At 71.3% G+C, this 17,283-nt stretch carries 18 protein-coding genes; 9 read left to right on the top strand and 9 right to left on the bottom strand.

Annotated features, from left to right (window positions below; genetic code table 11):
• Positions 1-9 precede the first annotated feature (9 nt).
• Entirely contained in the window at positions 10-894 is an 885-nt protein-coding gene (locus tag ACFQQI_RS11375; RefSeq protein ID WP_378562597.1) for a hypothetical protein, read from the bottom strand.
• Positions 895-960: 66 nt separating this feature from the next.
• Here ACFQQI_RS11375 and ACFQQI_RS11370 point away from each other — a divergent pair, with 66 nt between their 5' ends.
• The 3 genes from ACFQQI_RS11370 (at position 961) to ACFQQI_RS11360 (ending at position 3,058) form a co-directional block, all read left to right on the top strand.
• Positions 961-1,515, top strand: a complete 555-nt coding sequence (locus ACFQQI_RS11370) for an RNA polymerase sigma factor (RefSeq protein WP_378562594.1) — start codon at positions 961-963, stop codon at positions 1,513-1,515.
• A 33-nt stretch (positions 1,516-1,548) separates the two neighbouring features.
• Entirely contained in the window at positions 1,549-2,730 is a 1,182-nt protein-coding gene (locus ACFQQI_RS11365; RefSeq protein ID WP_378562591.1) for a sulfite oxidase, read from the top strand.
• Positions 2,731-2,815: 85 nt separating this feature from the next.
• On the top strand, positions 2,816-3,058 hold the full coding sequence (locus ACFQQI_RS11360; RefSeq protein ID WP_378562588.1) for a DUF6458 family protein: 243 nt from the start codon (positions 2,816-2,818) through the stop codon (positions 3,056-3,058).
• Positions 3,059-3,066: 8 nt separating this feature from the next.
• Here ACFQQI_RS11360 and ACFQQI_RS11355 read toward each other — a convergent pair whose 3' ends face one another.
• Positions 3,067-3,756: a L,D-transpeptidase family protein gene (locus tag ACFQQI_RS11355; RefSeq protein WP_378562584.1), complete on the bottom strand. Its 690-nt coding sequence runs from the start codon at positions 3,754-3,756 to the stop codon at positions 3,067-3,069.
• A 172-nt stretch (positions 3,757-3,928) separates the two neighbouring features.
• Between ACFQQI_RS11355 and rpsO the strand changes: the two genes are divergently transcribed.
• The 3 genes from rpsO (at position 3,929) to ACFQQI_RS11340 (ending at position 8,119) form a co-directional block, all read left to right on the top strand.
• Positions 3,929-4,204, top strand: coding sequence for a 30S ribosomal protein S15 (gene rpsO, locus ACFQQI_RS11350; protein ID WP_378562577.1), 276 nt, complete (start codon positions 3,929-3,931; stop codon positions 4,202-4,204).
• 281 nt (positions 4,205-4,485) lie between these two features.
• The gene (locus tag ACFQQI_RS11345) at positions 4,486-6,735 is read left to right on the top strand and encodes a polyribonucleotide nucleotidyltransferase (RefSeq protein ID WP_378562571.1); all 2,250 of its coding nucleotides are present in this window, start codon (positions 4,486-4,488) and stop codon (positions 6,733-6,735) included.
• A 139-nt stretch (positions 6,736-6,874) separates the two neighbouring features.
• The gene (locus ACFQQI_RS11340; RefSeq protein ID WP_378562566.1) at positions 6,875-8,119 is read left to right on the top strand and encodes a M16 family metallopeptidase; all 1,245 of its coding nucleotides are present in this window, start codon (positions 6,875-6,877) and stop codon (positions 8,117-8,119) included.
• Here the strand turns inward: ACFQQI_RS11340 and ACFQQI_RS11335 are convergent.
• The 3 genes from ACFQQI_RS11335 to ACFQQI_RS11325 are packed head-to-tail and all read right to left on the bottom strand — an operon-like array spanning position 8,116 to position 9,857.
• On the bottom strand, positions 8,116-8,676 hold the full coding sequence (locus ACFQQI_RS11335) for a hypothetical protein (protein WP_378562559.1): 561 nt from the start codon (positions 8,674-8,676) through the stop codon (positions 8,116-8,118). The two genes, ACFQQI_RS11340 and ACFQQI_RS11335, sit on opposite strands and share 4 nt — an antisense overlap.
• Positions 8,666-9,286 carry a winged helix-turn-helix domain-containing protein gene (locus tag ACFQQI_RS11330; RefSeq protein WP_378562556.1) on the bottom strand — a complete coding sequence of 207 codons (621 nt, stop codon included), beginning with the start codon at positions 9,284-9,286 and terminating at the stop codon, positions 8,666-8,668. Before ACFQQI_RS11330 ends, ACFQQI_RS11335 begins: the two co-directional genes overlap by 11 nt.
• A 55-nt stretch (positions 9,287-9,341) precedes the next feature.
• Positions 9,342-9,857 carry a class I SAM-dependent methyltransferase gene (locus ACFQQI_RS11325; RefSeq protein WP_378562552.1) on the bottom strand — a complete coding sequence of 172 codons (516 nt, stop codon included), beginning with the start codon at positions 9,855-9,857 and terminating at the stop codon, positions 9,342-9,344.
• A gap of 57 nt (positions 9,858-9,914) precedes the next feature.
• Between ACFQQI_RS11325 and dapB the strand changes: the two genes are divergently transcribed.
• Together dapB and ACFQQI_RS11315 are read left to right on the top strand one after the other, a co-directional pair.
• Positions 9,915-10,661, top strand: a complete 747-nt coding sequence (gene dapB / locus ACFQQI_RS11320; protein WP_378562549.1) for a 4-hydroxy-tetrahydrodipicolinate reductase — start codon at positions 9,915-9,917, stop codon at positions 10,659-10,661.
• Between the two features lie 122 nt (positions 10,662-10,783).
• The gene (locus ACFQQI_RS11315) at positions 10,784-12,325 is read left to right on the top strand and encodes a M4 family metallopeptidase (RefSeq protein WP_378562546.1); all 1,542 of its coding nucleotides are present in this window, start codon (positions 10,784-10,786) and stop codon (positions 12,323-12,325) included.
• Positions 12,326-12,768: 443 nt separating this feature from the next.
• Here the strand turns inward: ACFQQI_RS11315 and ACFQQI_RS11310 are convergent, their stop codons facing one another.
• Complete coding sequence (locus tag ACFQQI_RS11310) at positions 12,769-13,827, bottom strand: zinc-dependent dehydrogenase (RefSeq protein ID WP_378562543.1); 1,059 nt, start codon at positions 13,825-13,827, stop codon at positions 12,769-12,771.
• A gap of 174 nt (positions 13,828-14,001) precedes the next feature.
• On the opposite strand from ACFQQI_RS11310, the gene ACFQQI_RS11305 reads away from it, so the two are divergent.
• The gene (locus ACFQQI_RS11305; RefSeq protein ID WP_378562540.1) at positions 14,002-15,960 is read left to right on the top strand and encodes a PTS mannitol transporter subunit IICBA; all 1,959 of its coding nucleotides are present in this window, start codon (positions 14,002-14,004) and stop codon (positions 15,958-15,960) included.
• Between the two features lie 84 nt (positions 15,961-16,044).
• On the opposite strand, the gene ACFQQI_RS11300 is transcribed toward ACFQQI_RS11305, so the two are convergent.
• From ACFQQI_RS11300 to ACFQQI_RS11290, 3 genes are read right to left on the bottom strand one after another with little or no spacing between them, the layout of a single operon-like run.
• Entirely contained in the window at positions 16,045-16,344 is a 300-nt protein-coding gene (locus ACFQQI_RS11300) for an AzlD domain-containing protein (RefSeq protein ID WP_378562537.1), read from the bottom strand.
• The gene (locus tag ACFQQI_RS11295; RefSeq protein ID WP_378562534.1) at positions 16,341-17,033 is read right to left on the bottom strand and encodes an AzlC family ABC transporter permease; all 693 of its coding nucleotides are present in this window, start codon (positions 17,031-17,033) and stop codon (positions 16,341-16,343) included. Before ACFQQI_RS11295 ends, ACFQQI_RS11300 begins: the two co-directional genes overlap by 4 nt.
• A 29-nt stretch (positions 17,034-17,062) precedes the next feature.
• Positions 17,063-17,281 (bottom strand): hypothetical protein, encoded by a 219-nt coding sequence (locus tag ACFQQI_RS11290; RefSeq protein ID WP_378562531.1) that lies wholly within the window; start codon positions 17,279-17,281, stop codon positions 17,063-17,065.
• Between the last annotated feature and the right edge of the window lie 2 nt (positions 17,282-17,283).

Raw genomic sequence — 17,283 nt, 5'->3', positions numbered from 1 at the left:
ACTCACCCGCTACATGTCGTCAGGCGCAGTGGGCGTTACAGGCTCAGGAAGATCGGATCGGCCGGGATTGCCGGGGTTGGCGCTGGGGCGTGCGGTGGCCCGGTCGGTCGGGACCGCGGACGGCAGCGCGGTCGGGACCTGGGTGGGCAGCGCCGTCGGCCCCGCGGAGGGCGTGGCGGTCGGCTTGGCGGAGGGCTTGTCGGTGGGCTTGCCGGTGTCGGTGGGCTTGGCGGAGGGCTTGTCGGTGGGCTTGCCGGTGTCATCGGGCTGGCCCGGGGTGCGATCGGGTTTGCCGGGGGTGTCGTCGGACTGACCCGGCGCGGTGGGGGCGCCGGGCGCCGTGTCGGGGCCGTTCCCGGGGGTGCCGTCCGGCTTCCCGTCGCCCTGGCCGTTCCCGTTGCCGTTGCCGTTGCCGTTGCCCTGGCCATCCTGGTTGCCCTGGCCGTTGTCGTTGCCCTGGCCGTTGCCCCGACCGTCGCCCTGGCCATTGCCATTGCCGTTGCCGTTGCCCGGGCTGGTGCCCGCGCCGTCCTGGCTCCCTCCCGACGGCGCGGGCGACGCTCCCGTCGTGGGATCGGTGGGCGACTGCCCCGGCGTCGTCGGGGTGACCGGCGACGGTTGCGGGGCACGGTCGCGGATCGGTCCCAGCGGCCAGTCCGGCGCCTCGACGATGCCGGCGGCGTACGAGACGCCGACCCCGCCGACCAGGCATGCGCCTACGACCGCGGCAAGCGGCGCGGCCAGCCGCCGACGTCTGCGCGACGCGGCGGCCCCTCGCGGCGCGGTGCGCGCCACGTCGGCGAGCCGGGCGACGAACTCGTCGTCGACGGCCCGCTCGTCGGTGCGCGCGCGTAGCCGGCGCTGCAGCTCGGCACGGGAGAGACGGTGTCGCACATGAGGAACATGTCATGAAGCCCGTGGATCGTTACGCTCCGGTCGGAGTTCTCGGGAAGGAGCGCGATGGCCGGACCTGACGGCCCGCTCGTCTCGGCGGCGCGTGCGGGCGAAGAGGATGCGTGGAGGGAGCTCTACGCGCTGCACGCGCGCCGTCTCGAGCTCTGGCTCGCGTCCCTTCCCGCGGGCGACCCGAGCTCGTCGCCCGAGGACGTCGCGTCGGAGGCGTGGCTGACCGCCGCCGGCAAGATCGACGAGTTCAGCGGGTCCGACGACGACTTCGCGGGATGGCTCTTCACCATCGCTCGCCTGACGCTCAACAACCGTCGCCGGACGGCGCAGCGGCGGCGTACCGACCCGGCGGAGCCGGACGGCTCCGACGCGGCCTGGGGGATCGCCGACTCTCCGGAGGGGTCCGTGGTCGGACAGGCCGAGACCCGGCGGATGCTCGCCCTGCTCAGCCCGCGCGAGTCGGAGGTGCTCGCCTGCCTCGAGGTGGTCGGCCTCGACGTCGCGACGACGGCCCGGGTGCTCGACATGGCCCCGACCGCCGTCCGGGTGGCGCGACACCGCGCGCTGCGCCGGCTGCGCAAGGAGCTCGGTCAGCCCGAAGACCTGTAAGTCTACTAATACAGTCGTGTATGGTGCGGGCTCATGGAGGACACGAACCGGGCCACGACCCGCCGCACGCTGCTCCGCTCCGCCGCCGTCCTCGGCAGCGCCCTCGCCACGCAGGCACTCGCGCCTCTCGGCCGGGCGCTCGCGGGCGCGCCGGCCATCCTCAAGCCCCTGCCCACCGACTGGTTCGTCGACTTCGGGACCAACGCGGAGATGCGCTGGGGCTCCGTCGATCCCCGCCGCTACCTGACGCAGCAGGCCCGGCTCTTCGTGCGAAACCACACGGTGACGCCGACGATCGAGCCGGCGACGTACGCGCTGAAGGTGTACGGCGACGGGCTACGCCTCCCGCGCGCGGCCGGCGATGCCGTGGTGCTCACGCTCGACGACCTGCGCCGGCTGCCGCGCACGACGCTGGTGACCACCCACGAGTGCACGGGCAACGGCCGCGGGCTCTTCGCCAGCCAGCAGGGGACGCCCGCCTCGGGCACGGCGTGGAGCCTCGGCGCCGTCGGCGCCGTCCGGTGGGAGGGCGTCCGGCTGCGCGACGTGCTGCGGCAGATCGGCCTGGACTCGCGCGCCGTCTCGATCCAGGCGACGGGCCTCGACCCGAGCTACGTGAGCGGGGGAGTCGACTACGGCCCGGTGCGGCGACCGTTCCCGGTGAGCAAGGCCCTCGACGACGCGCTGCTCGCCTGGGGCATGAACGGCGAGGCGCTCCTGCCCGACCACGGCTACCCGCTGCGGCTGGTGCTGCCGGGGTGGGTGGGCATCGCCAGCATCAAGTGGCTCGGCTCGCTCGAGGTGTCGACGGCGCCGCTCACCTCCCCGTGGAACACGAAGTGGTACCGCATCGGCGAGCAAGTCCTCGACGTCAACCCGGTCCGCTCGGCCTGGGAGCTGCCGTGGGGAGCCGAGATCCCGGGGCGTCGGCGGGTCGAGCTCACCGGTCGGTCGTGGAGCGGGGCCGGCCCGATCCGCCGGGTCGACGTCAGCGTCGACGGCGGTACGACGTGGCAGCGCGCGCGTCTCCAGCGGGGCCGGGAGCGCGGCTGGAGCCAGTGGTCGTGGACCTGGTCGCGACCCGAGGCCGGGGCGCACGAGCTCCAGGCTCGGGCGACCGACGCGGCCGGACGCACCCAGCCGGCGGTGGCGGCGTACAACGACAACGGCTACTTCTTCGATGCGGTGGTCCGGCACCCGGTGACCGTGGTCTGACCGCCGATCCGGGGTTTCGACCCAGCGACCACCGGACACCGTCACCGTGAGCGCCCCGAGCGGGCACGAGGAGAGAGGAACGGACATGGGCTACGGACTCGGCGTCTTCCTGCTGGCGTTGGGGCTGATCCTCGCGCTGGCGGTGACCGACACGATCGCCAACGTCGACCTCACGATGGTCGGCTGGATCCTCGTTCTGGCGGGCGTCCTGGTGGTCGTCCTGACCGCCGTCACGACCGCTTCGCGGCGGCGCTCCACGAACGTCACGCAGTACTCCGACGGCAGCCGCGTCGTCCAGGAGCGCAACGACCCGCCGCCGCCCGTCTGATCGGCCCGTCAGCGCTCCTGCACGACCCGCGGCTCCGCGGACGGACGCAGCCAGGTGAGCAGCCAGCGCATCTGACGCGGGTTGCCGACCTGGGTGCAGCCGGCGGTCGGCGCCCAGCGGTGGCCGGGCTTCGAGGTGTGGTAGAAGATCCCGCTGCCTCGGCCGGGCACCGGCCGCGGGCCGACGCCCGGGCGCAGTCGCACGTGGTTGTAGTCGAGGACCCAGCCCGAGCGCATCGACGGCCGGTTGCCCGACCGGACGCCGCGGACCTCGATCCAGGTGTTGTAGTTCGGACCGCGTGCGGAGGAGACGATCGACGTCGGCCGGCGCGGGCGCCACGGCATCCGGCCCGGGTTGGACGACGTCGTCGTGAACGTCACCTTGATCTCGAAGACACCCAGTGGCGAGCGCCGGTCGCCCTCGCGCTGCTTGCCCCAGCCCCGCGACCCGATCGTCGACCGGAACTCGCGCACCTTCGTCCACTCGCCGTGCTCGTCCCGCTCCCACGCCTGGGTGATCGTGCACCAGGCCCTGCGGCAGTACTGGCGGCTCGACACGGTGCGCACCACCTGGGATGTCCGCTCCGGCAGGTCCGCCGCCCAGGCGGGCGCCTCGTCGGCGGCGTACGCCGGGCGCACGCCGATCAGTAGGCTGGTCAGCAGCGCGAGGACGAGGACAGGTCCGAGTCGTCGTGGCACGGCCCGATCATCACATGCGGATTCGGCCGTGGGTGAGCCTGCGCGCTAGAGTTCTCAGGTTGCCTCCACGAGGCGACGTGCCGTCAGAACGGCCGCGGAACCAGAGTGCCCCGGTGAACAGGCCCGGGCGCGCCGCGCAACGAACTGCCCGAGAGGGCCGGAAGGAGCCCGCATGTCGATCGGTACCGACGCGGAGACCAAGAAGAAGATCATCGCCGAGTACGCCACGACCGAGGGCGACACCGGCTCGCCCGAGGTGCAGATCGCGCTGCTGAGCCACCGCATCAGCCACCTCACCGAGCACCTCAAGCAGCACAAGCACGACCACCACAGCCGTCGTGGCCTGCTGCTGCTCGTCGGTCAGCGCCGTCGTCTGCTGAACTACCTGCAGAAGACCGAGATCGACCGGTACCGCTCCATCGTCGAGCGCCTCGGCCTCCGTCGCTGATCACCCCGTCTCCGGGGCGGAGCGGCTGCCCCCTTCGGGCAGCCGCTCCTCTCGTATCCGGGTCCAGCGCCGCTAGGCTCGGCCACAACCACAACTGAACACCTCATGTAGCACACCAGGAGCGACCCGCGCGTTCTGGCCCGGTCCTCGGTAGTGGCCTTCAGCCCCCGCACTCGCGGGCGGGCTGCGGGCCTCGATCGAAGACCGGCCCGCAGCCCCATCCACATGGGGGCCACACGGGACGCCGTGGATCGCTCCGCGAACGGAAAAGGGAACGACCCTTGACTGACACCACTGCCAACGAGCCCGTGATCTCTGCCGTCGAGACGGTGATCGACAACGGCAAGTACGGCCAGCGCACCGTGAAGTTCGAGACCGGGCTCCTCGCCCGGCAGGCCGCCGGCTCGGTGACCGCCTACCTCGACGACGACACGATGCTGCTGTCGGCGACCACCGCCGGCAAGCACCCGAAGGAGCAGTTCGACTTCTTCCCGCTCACGATCGACGTCGAGGAGCGGATGTACGCCGCGGGCAAGATCCCCGGCTCGTTCTTCCGGTCCGAGGGCCGCCCGGGCGAGGACGCGATCCTCGCCTGCCGCCTGATCGACCGGCCGCTGCGCCCGACGTTCAAGAAGGGCCTGCGCAACGAGGTCCAGGTCGTCATCACCGTGATGGCGCTCAACCCGGACGCGCCGTACGACGTGCTCGCGATCAACGCCGCGTCGCTCTCCACCCAGCTCTCCGGCCTGCCGTTCTCGGGCCCGGTCGGCGGCGTCCGCGTCGCCCTCATCGAGGGCCAGTGGGTGGCCTTCCCGACGCACAGCCAGATCGAGGACGCCGTCTTCGACATGGTCGTCGCGGGTCGCGTCACCGAGTCCGGTGACGTCGCGATCATGATGGTCGAGGCCGAGGCGACCGACACCACCTTCACGAAGGTCCAGAGCGGCGCCCAGGCGCCGACCGAGGAGGTCGTCGCCGGCGGTCTCGACGCGGCCAAGCCGTTCATCAAGCAGCTCTGCGAGGCGCAGGCCGAGCTGGCCAATGTCGCCGCGAAGCCGGTCCAGGACTTCCCGGTCTTCCTCGACTACGAGGACGACGTCTTCGCAGCCGTCGAGGCCGCCGTCAAGTCCGACATGGCCGCGGCGATGAAGATCGCCGACAAGCAGGAGCGTCAGGACCGCACCGACGAGCTCAAGGACGAGGTCCTCGCGAAGCTCGGCGACCAGTTCGAGGGTCGCGAGAAGGAGATCGGCGCGGCGTTCCGCTCGGTCAACAAGGCCGTCGTCCGCGAGAGCATCCTGCGCGACAAGGTCCGCATCGACGGCCGCGGGCTGGCCGACATCCGGCCGCTGCACGCCGAGGTCGGCGTCATCCCGCGCGTCCACGGCTCGGCCCTCTTCGAGCGCGGCGAGACCCAGATCCTGGGCGTCACCACGCTGGACATGCTGAAGATGGAGCAGCAGCTCGACACGCTCTCCCCGGAGAAGCACCGCCGCTACATGCACAAGTACGTCTTCCCGCCGTTCTCCACCGGTGAGACCGGCCGCGTCGGCTCGCCGAAGCGTCGCGAGGTCGGCCACGGTGCGCTCGCCCGCCGCGCGCTCCTGCCCGTGCTCCCGGACCGCGAGGAGTTCCCCTACGCGATCCGTCAGCTCTCCGAGGCGATGGGCTCCAACGGCTCCACCTCGATGGGCTCGGTCTGCGCGTCCACGCTGGCGCTGCTGCAGGCCGGCGTCCCGCTGAAGGCGTCCGTCGCGGGCATCGCGATGGGCCTGGTCTCGGGCGAGATCGACGGTGAGACCCAGTACGTCGCGCTCACCGACATCCTCGGTGCCGAGGACGCGTTCGGCGACATGGACTTCAAGGTCGCCGGCACCCGGGAGTTCGTCACCGCGCTCCAGCTCGACACCAAGCTCGACGGCATCCCGGCCGAGGTCCTCGCTGCGGCGCTGACCCAGGCCAAGGACGCCCGGATGACGATCCTCGACGTGATGGCCGAGGCCATCGACGAGCCCGAGGAGATGTCGATCCACGCGCCGCGGATCATCACGATCAAGATCCCCGTCGACAAGATCGGCGAGGTCATCGGCCCCAAGGGCAAGGTCATCAACCAGATCCAGGACGACACCGAGGCGTCTATCTCGATCGAGGACGACGGCACGATCTACATCGGTGCCACCAACGGCGAGGCCGCCGAGGCCGCCCGGTCCGCGATCAACGCCATCGCCAACCCGACGATGCCGGAGGTCGGCGAGCGCTACCTCGGCACGGTCGTGAAGACGACGAACTTCGGTGCGTTCGTGTCGCTGCTCCCGGGCAAGGACGGCCTGCTGCACATCAGCAAGCTGCGCGCCCTGGCCGGCGGCAAGCGCGTCGAGGCCGTCGAGGACGTCCTGGCCGTGGGCCAGAAGGTCCAGGTCCAGATCGCCGAGATCGACGACCGCGGCAAGCTGTCGCTCGTTCCGGTGGTCGAGGAGTCCGAGGGGTCCGCCGAGGGCTCGTCCGACGCCGAGGCGTCCGAGGAGGACTGACCACCCGGTGGCACCACGAAGCACCAAGGCGACCGGCCAGCAGGCATCTGCTGGCCGGTCGGCCATTTCCAAAAACGCTGGCGCGAGGAAGAACGGCACCACCCGCACGATCCACACGGTCACCGATGCCGGGGGACAGGTGACGTCGCGGATCCGGCGTACGACGCTGCCCAGCGGGCTGCGGATCATCACCGAGCAGCAGGCCGGCGTCCGGTCGGCGGCGATCGGCGTCTGGGTCGGCATCGGCTCGCGCGACGAGTCGCCCGCGCTGCACGGAGCCTCGCACTTCCTCGAGCACCTGCTCTTCAAGGGCACGGCGGAGCGCTCGGCGCTCGACATCTCCGTGGCGCTCGACGCGGTGGGTGGTGAGTTCAACGCGTTCACCGCGAAGGAGTACACCTGCTTCCACGCGCGGGTCCTCGACGAGGACCTGCCGCTCGCCGTCGACGTGCTCGGCGACATGATCACCGGCTCGACGCTGGCGCCGGCCGACGTCGAGGCCGAGCGCGACGTGATCCTCGACGAGGTCGCGATGCACGACGACGACCCCGACGACGTCGTGCACAACCTGTTCGCCGCCCAGGCGTGGGGCGACACCCCGCTGGGCCGGTCGATCGCCGGCAGCGAGGAGTCGATCGCGGCGCTGACCCGCGCGCAGATCCAGCGGTTCTTCAAGCGCCACTACCGCCCGGCCAACATCGTCGTCGCCGCCGCCGGCAACGTCGACCACGCGAGCCTGGTGCGCCAGGTGCGCGCGGCGTTCGGGCGCAACGGCTGGCTCGACGTCGAGGAGGCGCCGGTCGCGCCGCGCCACGGCTCCCGCAAGCGGGTCATCCCCGGACAGATCGGGGCCACCCGTCCCTTCGAGCAGGTCAACCTCGTGCTCGGCATGGAGGGCCTGCGCCGCGACGACGACCGCCGCTTCGCGCTCGGCGTGCTCAACACCGCGCTGGGTGGCGGTACGTCGAGCCGCCTCTTCCAGGAGGTCCGCGAGCACCGCGGGCTGGCGTACTCCGTCTTCTCGTTCTCCTCCCACCACGCCGACTCCGGCCTGGTCGGCGTGTCGGTCGGCTGCCTGCCGAACCGGCTCGACGAGGTCCTCGCGGTCGTCCGCGGGGAGCTCGCGAAGGTGGCGCGCGACGGCATCACCGCCGAGGAGCTCGCCCGGGGCAAGGGGCAGCTGCGCGGCGGGCTGGTGCTGGGTCTCGAGGACTCCGCGTCGCGGATGTCGCGCATCGGCAAGGCCGAGCTGGTCCACGACGAGTTGCTCAGCATCGAGGAGGTGATGGCCCGCATCGACGCCGTCACCCTCGACGAGGTGCGCCAGGTCGCGAGCGACGTGTTCGGTCGGCCGGAGATCCTCGCGATCGTGGGGCCGAGCTAGGGCCCGGTCGCGACCAGCGCCACGACGCCCGCCGCGGCGCACGCCCAGAGCACGCTCGTGAAGGTGCCGATGATGAAGCGCTCGGCCGCGCCGGTGCGTACGCCGTCCTCGGCTGCGCGGAGCTCGGGGTAGCGGCCGAGGCCCTTGAGGGCGAGCACCACCGCGAGCCCCTCGGGCCAGCCGGCGACCAGCGTCGCGAACGTCGCGAGCCGTTCCAGGGCGCCGATCCAGGCACCGCCGCGCAGCACGTGGCCGGCGCGCTCCATCGACTCGCCCGGCGGCTCGCGGCGGTCCACGAGGTCGAAGACCAGCGCGGTGAGCGGGCCACCACCGGCGACGGCGACCGCGCCGCCGAGGGCCATCAGGAGCGTCACCGCCGCGCTGCCGTCGAGGGTGACGTCGTCGGGTGCGGCGGCCACCACCGCGGCGGCGCCGAGCAGCAGCAGCGCGCCCGGCCCCCAGATCCGGCGCGCCGCCGTCGCCCACGCCGCGAGGGCGCAGAGCAGCGCGAAGCCCAGCAGCACCAGCGTCAGCGCGCCCCAGTTCTCAGCCGTCATGTTCCTCTCCCGTCCCGAGCAGATGGGCGGTGATCCCGGCGACGAGCTCCTTCGCCCGCCGTGCCTCGACGATGCCAGCCGACTGGGCCCGCTGGCTCACGGCGGACTGGCTGATGCCGAGCTGCTCGCCGATCTCGGCGTACGACAGCTGCTTGTCGGCCAGGTCGGCGACCTCCCAGCCGCGGCTGGTACGGCGGGCGAGCACCGCCGCCCACAGCCAGATCGTGGTCTCGAGGGCACGGCCGCCGCCTCGCACCGGCTCGTCGGTGCCGACGACGCGGGTGTGCCAGGGGGCGGCCTTGGCGGCCGTGACCGCCGCCCGCGCGTGGAGGTACGCCGCGCCCCGGCCGGCGCGCGTGTGGTCGGGGAGAGGCTCCTCGACGGACCCGAAGCCGACGCCGATGTTCCACGCGTCCGTGCGCAGCAGGATCGCCAGCGCTTCCGCCACTGCGTCGCCGCGGTCGAGCACGCCCTGGAGCTCGTCGCCGACCGTGCGCTCGAAGGGCAGGCGGGTCGGCACGTCGCGCAGTGCCCCGAGCGCATCGGGGATCAGGTCCGGACCGGTCCGGCTCCCGCGCTGGTCCACGGTCAGGACCACGACGGTGGTCATGGCCCCACCCTACTTCAGGGAATAACCTTATACAAAGCAGATGAAGGTTATTTCCTTACCGGCGACCGATGATGCCGACCACCGGGGGCGCCTTCTGGTCGACGACCGAGACGCGGAAGCCGCCCTCCTGGAGCGCGGCCGACGCCTTGCGGACGATGTTGGGCACCAGCTCGGGGCGGTTGGCGTCGAAGAACAGGTAGACCGCGCCGCCGGGCAGCACGCGCTCGTGGAGCAGCGCGACCTCGTCGGCGCAGCCCCGCACCCAGAACAGGTTGACGTTGAACGCGAAGACCTTGTGCAGCCGCTTCACCGGCACCCGCAGGGTGGCGAGGTCGATCTGCCGGACCGTGAGCCGACCGTTGTCGACGAACCGGGCGCAGCGCCGCTTCGTGCGGTCGACGCCGGACTCGGACCGGTCGATGGCGAACAGCCGGCCGGTCTCCAGGCGCTCGCAGATCATCTCGGCGCCGTACCCGGGCCCGCATCCGATCTCGAGCACGTGGTCGGAGGGCTGAACGTCCATCACGTCGACCGCCCACCGGATCCGTGGTGGGATCGTCTGCACCGCCATGGGCACAGACTGCCAGACGGCCCGGTCGGCGTCAGCGCAGCCCGGTAGGTTGAGCCCGTGATCAAGGTCGGTGTGCTCGGTGCCCGTGGACGTGTCGGCTCCGAGGTGTGTCGTGGGGTCGAGGAGGCGGACGGCCTCGAGCTGGTCGCTGCCGTCGATGCCGAGGAGGACATCGACGGCCTGGTCACCGCGGGAGCCGAGGCCGTCGTGGACTTCACCCACCCCGACGTCGTCATGGACAACCTCGAGTTCTGCATCGACCACGGCATCCACGCCGTGGTCGGCACCACGGGGTTCGACGACGCCCGGCTCGACGCGCTCCGGGGCTGGCTCGCCGACGCGCCGTCGGTGGGCGTGCTGATCGCCCCCAACTTCTCGATCGGCGCGATCCTGATGATGCGCTTCGCGGTGGCGGCCGCGCCGTTCTACGAGTCCGTCGAGGTCGTCGAGCTCCACCACCCCACGAAGGCGGACGCGCCCTCGGGCACCGCTCGGCGTACGGCGGAGCTGATCGCCGCCGCCCGGCGCGAGGCGGGCCTCGGCCCGGTGCCGGACGCGACGACCACCGGTCTCGACGGCGCCCGTGGGGCCGACGTCGACGGCATCCGCGTGCACGGGCTGCGGATCCGTGGCCTGGTGGCCCACCAGGAGGTCGTGCTCGGTGGTCCGGGGGAGACGCTCACGATCCGCCACGACTCGCTCGACCGCGCGTCGTTCGTGCCGGGCGTGCTGACCGGGCTGCGCCAGATCGCCGACCGGCCCGGCCTGACCGTGGGCCTCGAGCACTTCCTCGACCTGGACTGACGGCGCCTGACCTGCAGGTTCGTGCATTGCACGAACCTGTGCGTGCCTCCTGGTTCCGCGCGTCGTTGAGACCGACGAGGCTGCGTTCCCGTAGCCCTCCTCGACGACGAGAAGGATTCTCCATGCGCCTGATCTCGGGATCCGCCGCCGCGGCGGCACTCGCACTCCTCGCCGGCCCACTGGCCGCGACGTCGGCCCCGGCCGCGCCGCCCTCCCTGGAGACGGAGTCGTCCGGCTACGACGTCGTCGACGTCATCACCGACGCCGACGGCACCGTGCACACGCGGATGGTCCAGAGCTATCAGGGCCTGCCCGTGATCGGCGGTGACCGCGTCGTGCACCGGGCTCCGTCCGGCGCGACCCGCGGGGTGAGCCAGACGCTCGAGGCGCCGCTGGCGCTGGCGACCAAGCCGCTGGTGCCTGCCGCCGCGGCCGCCGGCACCGCCCTCGCCAAGGCGCCCGCCACGCGCGGCATCACCGGCGCGAGCGAGGAGACGTCGCGGCTGGTCGTCGACGCCACCTCGGGCAAGGGCCGGCTCGCGTGGGAGATCGTCACCGGCGGCACCCAGGCCGACGGGACGCCGAGCCGCCTCGCGACGTACGTCGACGCGCGGAACGGCAAGGTGCTCTGGCGCGAGCAGCAGATCCAGGACGTCGACGGCACCGGCCAGTCGCTCTACTCCGGCACCGTCCCGCTCCAGCTGACCCAGTCGGGCTCGACGTACCAGCTCAAGGACCCGACGCGCGGCAACACCTACACCACCGACCTCAACAACAAGGAAGACCCGATCGTGTGCCAGGTGTTCGGCTTCCGCTGCCCGACGGGCACGCTGTTCGCCGGCCCCGACACGTCCTTCGGCAACGGCGCGACCAGCAGCCGCGAGTCGGCGGCCGTCGACGCGCAGTACGGCACCAACATGACATGGGACTTCTACAAGACGACGTTCGGGCGCAACGGGATCTTCGGCAACGGCACCGGCTCCTACAACCGGGTGCACTACGGCAGCAACTACGTGAACGCCTTCTGGGACGGCACGAAGATGACGTACGGCGACGGCGACGGGGTCAACTACGGTCCGCTGGTCTCCCTCGACGTGGCCGGTCACGAGATGTCCCACGGCGTCACCGAGAACACCGCCAACCTGACCTACTCCGGTGAGTCCGGCGGGCTCAACGAGGCGACGTCCGACATCTTCGGCACGATGGTGGAGTTCTTCGCGGCCAACCCCAACGACGCGGGCGACTACCTGATCGGCGAGGAGTTCGACCTCAAGAACCACGTCGGGCTGCGCCGGATGGACAACCCCGCCTCCGACGGCGACTCCCTGAACTGCTGGACCTCAGGTGCCGGCAACGTGGACGTCCACTACTCCTCGGGCATCGGCAACCACTTCTTCTACCTGCTGTCCGAGGGGTCGGGTGCGAAGACCCTCAACGGGGTCTCCTACAACAGCCCGACGTGCAACGGCTCGACGGTCACCGGCATCGGCCGCGACGCCGCGTCCCGCATCTGGTACCGCGCCTTGACGGTCTACATGACCTCGAGCACCGACTACCACGGTGCCCGCACCGCGACCCTGAGTGCCGCGAGCGACCTGTACGGCGCCGGCAGCGCTCAGCACAACGCGGTCGCCACGGCCTGGAGTGGCGTCGGCGTGAGCTGACCCTTCAGGAGACCGCGGGCAGGCCCGCACCGATCCGTCGGTGCGGGCCTCGCCATGTCTCGGGCCCCCTGGGGTTCTACGCGACCCGTCAGCCCTGGCCGCCGAACGTGCCCGCGCCCCAGTTGCCGCCACCGCCGGAGTCCGGGTAGTCGTGCTTGCCGCACCGCCGGCACCGCCGGAAGCGCCCGGATCCGTCGTCCGCGCTCACCCGTTCCCAGCTGTGCAGGGACACCCAACACCGCAACGCCTTCAAGGCCCCTCCTCGGCAGAACCGGTTCACGGTACGCCCGGAGGGGTCTGGTGCGCCTCCCCAGATGAGGTCTAAGGCTCGACCCAGGTGAGGTCTAAGGCTCGACAGGTTTCGACCCGCCCGTCGCGACCTCGTCCCTCGGTCGCGGGGCTTGCTCAACCTCCCCGTCGAACGCCCTGAGCGACTCCGTCGCTCACGGCTCGACGGTGACCTTGATCGCCGCGCCGTTCTTGACGATCGAGAACGCGTCGAGCACCCGGTCGAGCGGGATGTGCTCGGTGATGAGGTCCTTCACCGGCACCTGGCCCGAGGAGATGTACTCCAGCGCGCGCTTGTTGTGCTCCGGCGCGGAGCCGTTGGCGCCGTGGATGTGGAGCTGGCGGTAGTGCACGACGTTGGAGTCGCACTTGATGAACGGGTCGTTCTTCGGCAGGCCGCCGAAGAACGAGATCCGGCCGTTGCGCGCGGCCATCGAGATCGCCTGCTCCTGGGTCACGTTGGCCGCGGTCGCGGTGATGACGACGTCGGCGCCGCGGCCCCCGGTGAGCTCCATGACCCGCTCGACGACGTCGACCTCGGCAGCGTTGATGACCTCGTCGGGCTGCACGGCGTCGGCCGACATCTTCAGTCGCTCGGCGTTGACGTCGACCAGGTAGACCGGGCCGCACTCGTGCACGCCGCGGGCGATCCGGATGTGCATGCAGCCGATCGGGCCGGCGCCGAACACCACGACCGTGTCGCCCTCCTCGATGCCGAGCAGCTCCTGGGCGTTGATCGCGCACGCGAACGGCTCGGCGGCGGACGCCTCGTCGTACCCCACGTTGTCGGGGATCCGGTTCAGGCCGTCGACCTTGAGCACCTGCTGGGGCACGATCATGTACTCGGCGAAGCCGCCGTCGTACTGGTAGCCGACCGACGTCTGGTTCTGGCACACCGCCATCCAGCCCTTGCGGCACTCGTGGCAGTCGCCGCACGGCACGGCCGCGATCACCTGCGCGCGGTCGCCGACAGCCCAGTCGCTGCCGTACGTCGCGTTGACGTCGGCGCCGACCTCGACCACCTCGCCGGCGATCTCGTGGCCGATGGTGCGCGGGGGAGTGAGGTTCTGGTGACCGTTGTGGAAGATCTTCACGTCGGTGCCGCAGGTGGAGCAGTTGCGCACCCGGAGCTTGATCTCCCCGGGGCCGCACGTCGGCTCGGCCACCTCCTCGAGGCGGACGTCCTCCGGTGCGTAGAAGCGCAGGGCCTTCATGGGTCTCCTCCAGTTCGTCGGTGCTCTCGGTCGACTGTACCGCATTTATGTGGATCTATGCCCGATCATGTGGGTTCAGACCCTTGACATGGCGGAATCGGGGCGCATATAAACACAATCAAAGATTCGCGTGACCGGTGTCACTTCGCATCGGTCCGGTCGAGAGAAGGTGCGATGACCACCACGTCAGCTCCCGAGACCTCTGCTCCGCAGCGGGTGAGCGCGAGGGTCCACGTCCAGCGCGTCGGGACGTTCCTGTCGAACATGATCATGCCGAACATCGCCGCGATCATCGCGTGGGGCCTGATCACGGCGTTCTTCATCCCGGACGGGTGGACCCCGAACGAGAAGATCGCCACGATGGTCGGCCCGACGATCTACTACCTGCTGCCGATCCTGATCGCCTACACCGGTGGCCGGCTCGTCTACGACACCCGCGGCGGCGTCGTCGGCGCCATGTCGGTGATGGGCGTGATCATGGCGACCAGCGACCCGATCTTCCTCGGGGACGACACCGGCTCGCCGATGTTCCTCGGCGCGATGATCATGGGCCCGCTGACCGCCTGGGGGATGAAGCGGCTCGACGCGCTGTGGAGCCACAAGATCAGGCCCGGCTTCGAGATGCTCGTCAACAACTTCTCGGCCGGCATCTTCGCCGGGCTGATGGCCATCGCGAGCATGTTCCTGCTCGCGCCGGTGCTGCGCCAGGTCATCGACTGGCTCGGCGACGCGGTCAACTTCCTGGTCGACAACGACCTGCTGCCGCTGACCTCGGTCTTCATCGAGCCGGCGAAGGTGCTCTTCCTCAACAACGCGATCAACCACGGCGTGCTGACGCCGCTCGGCATCCAGGAGGCCACCGAGCAGGGCAAGTCCGTGCTGTTCCTGCTGGAGGCGAACCCCGGTCCCGGCCTCGGCCTGCTGATGGCCTACACCGTCTTCGGCCGCGGGATCGCCAAGGCCTCGGCCCCCGGCGCCGCGATCATCCAGTTCTTCGGCGGCATCCACGAGGTCTACTTCCCCTACGTCCTGATGAAGCCGAAGATGATCCTCGCGACCATCGCGGGCGGCATGACCGGCGTCTTCTGCTTCACGCTGTTCGACGTGGGCCTGCGAGCGCCCGCCGCTCCCGGCTCGATCATCGCGGTCTACGCCCAGACGCCCGGCGGCGACTTCGCCGGCATCACGATCGGCGTCTTCGGGGCAGCCCTCGTGTCCTTCCTGGTCGGTGGCCTGCTGCTGCGGACCGATCGCTCCACAGATGAGGGTGACCTGGCCGGCGCGACCGGGGCGATGGAGGAGATGAAGGGCAAGAGGTCGGTCGCCTCGGCGATCCTCACCGGGTCGGCCGTCGGCGCGGGCCGGGTCCGCTCGATCGTGTTCGCCTGCGACGCTGGCATGGGCTCGTCGGCGATGGGCGCCTCGGTGCTGCGCAAGAAGATCCACGACGCCGGCTACACCGACGTCACCGTGGTCAACCAGGCCATCGCCAACCTGCGCGACGACCACGACATCGTCGTGACCCACGAGGACCTCACCGACCGGGCGCGGCGGCAGACGCCGTCGGCGGTCCACGTCTCGGTGGAGAACTTCATGGCGAGTCCGCGCTACGACGACGTCGTCGAGCTGGTCCGGGCCCGCAACGCCATCGGCGGGCCGGCCCCGGCGGTCGAGCCGGAGCCGGAGCCCGTCGCCGGCGGCGGCCTGCTGGCCGAGTCGTCGATCGTCCTCGACGGCGGGGCCGCCACCCGGGACGACGCCATCGCCCTCGCCGGTGAGCTGCTCGTCGCGGCCGGTGCCGTCCAGCCGTCGTACGTCGCGGCGATGCACGAGCGGGAGGGGTCGGTGTCCACGGCGATGGGCAACCTGCTGGCGATCCCGCACGGCACCAACGAGGCCAAGGCGGACGTGCGGCGGACGGCGCTGTCGTTCGTGCGCTACCCGGACGGCATCGACTGGAACGGTCGCGAGGTCAAGTACGTCGTCGGCGTCGCCGCCCTCGGCAACGAGCACCTCAAGCTGATGGCCCGGCTCGCCCAGGTGTTCACCGACCCCGAGCGGGTGCGGCACCTCGAGACCGCCAACTCGCCGCTCGACGTGCTCGAGGTGCTCGGGGAGGTCCAGCCGGCATAGCGAGGACGCGCCAGCGGACTCGCTGACGGTGGTCGAGCGAGCCGCGCGACCGAGCCCGCGAGGTCGCGACCGGCGTGTCGAGACCTACAGCAGGCGCGCGAGCGCGGCCACCAGCGCGGCACCGAAGACCACGACGAGGAACGGCGCCCGCAGGAGCAGCAGCACCACGGCGAAGGCCAGCCCGAGGGCACGAGCATCGATCACGAGCTCGTGCCCTCGGGCGAACACCTGCACGGCGACGAGTGCCGAGAGCAGGGCCACGGGGATCAGATCGGCGACCCGCTCGACCAGCGGACGCTCGAGCACCCGGGGCGGGACGGACAGGCCGGCGAGCTTGAGCAGGTAGCAGCCGACCGCGGCGACGGCGATGGCGACCCAGATCATCGCGCCGGCTCGTTCCGGGTGAGCACGCCCGCGAGCAGCGCGACGCCGGCCGCGGCGAGGACGGGTACGCCGGCGGGCACCACCGGCACGGTCGCGAGCGCGACCACCGCGGCGGCGATCGCGACCTGGAGGTTGCGGCGGCCGTGCAGGCGCGGCCACAGCAGGGCCAGGAAGGCGGCGCCGACTGCCGCGTCGAGGCCGTAGGTGCGCGGGTCGCCGATGGCGTTGCCGGCGACGGCGCCGAGGAAGGTCGCGAGGTTCCAGAGGATGAAGATCGAGACGCCGGTCGTCAGGAACCCCACCCGCGCGGCGGCGGTCGACCGCCGGGTGACGCCCATCGCCGTCGACTCGTCGATGAGCACGTGGGCGGCGAGCCACCGGCGCGGGCCGGTGAAGCGGAGCAGCGGCGCCATCCGCAAGCCGTAGAGCGTGTTGCGGGTGCCGAGGAGCAGCGCGGTCATCGCCCCGGAGATCGGAGCACCTCCGGCCGCGACCACCCCGATCAGCGCGAACTGGCTGGCGCCGGTGAAGACCAGCAGCGACAGGGCGCAGGTCTGCGCGACGGAGAGACCGGCCGCGACGGAGACCGCGCCGAAGCCCACGCCGTACGCACCGGTGGCGACGCCGACGCCGAGGCTGTCGCGGACGATCGCGCGCCGCTCGCGCGGGTCGAGGGCTGCGTCCGTCACCCGGAAGAGGCTAGTGGGGGCGCCGTTGTCTAGTGGCGCCGGACCCGCACCGGCCGGGTGCGGGGGTGGAAGTCGTGCAGCAGCACGAAGTTGAGGAGCAGGCCGGCGAGCAGGCCCCAGCCGATGCCGGCCCCGATCAGCACCGGAGCGTCGAGTACCTCGACCATCCAGACACCCGAGAGCATGCCCACGACGAGGGCCGTCACGATGACGAGCAGGCGGTGCAGGGGCGGCAGCGGACCGAACACGG

The organism is Nocardioides sp. GCM10030259, assembly GCF_042666375.1.
In the GTDB taxonomy this organism is placed as follows: Bacteria; Actinomycetota; Actinomycetes; order Propionibacteriales; family Nocardioidaceae; genus Nocardioides.
This window is presented reverse-complemented; position numbering and strand designations above follow the sequence as displayed.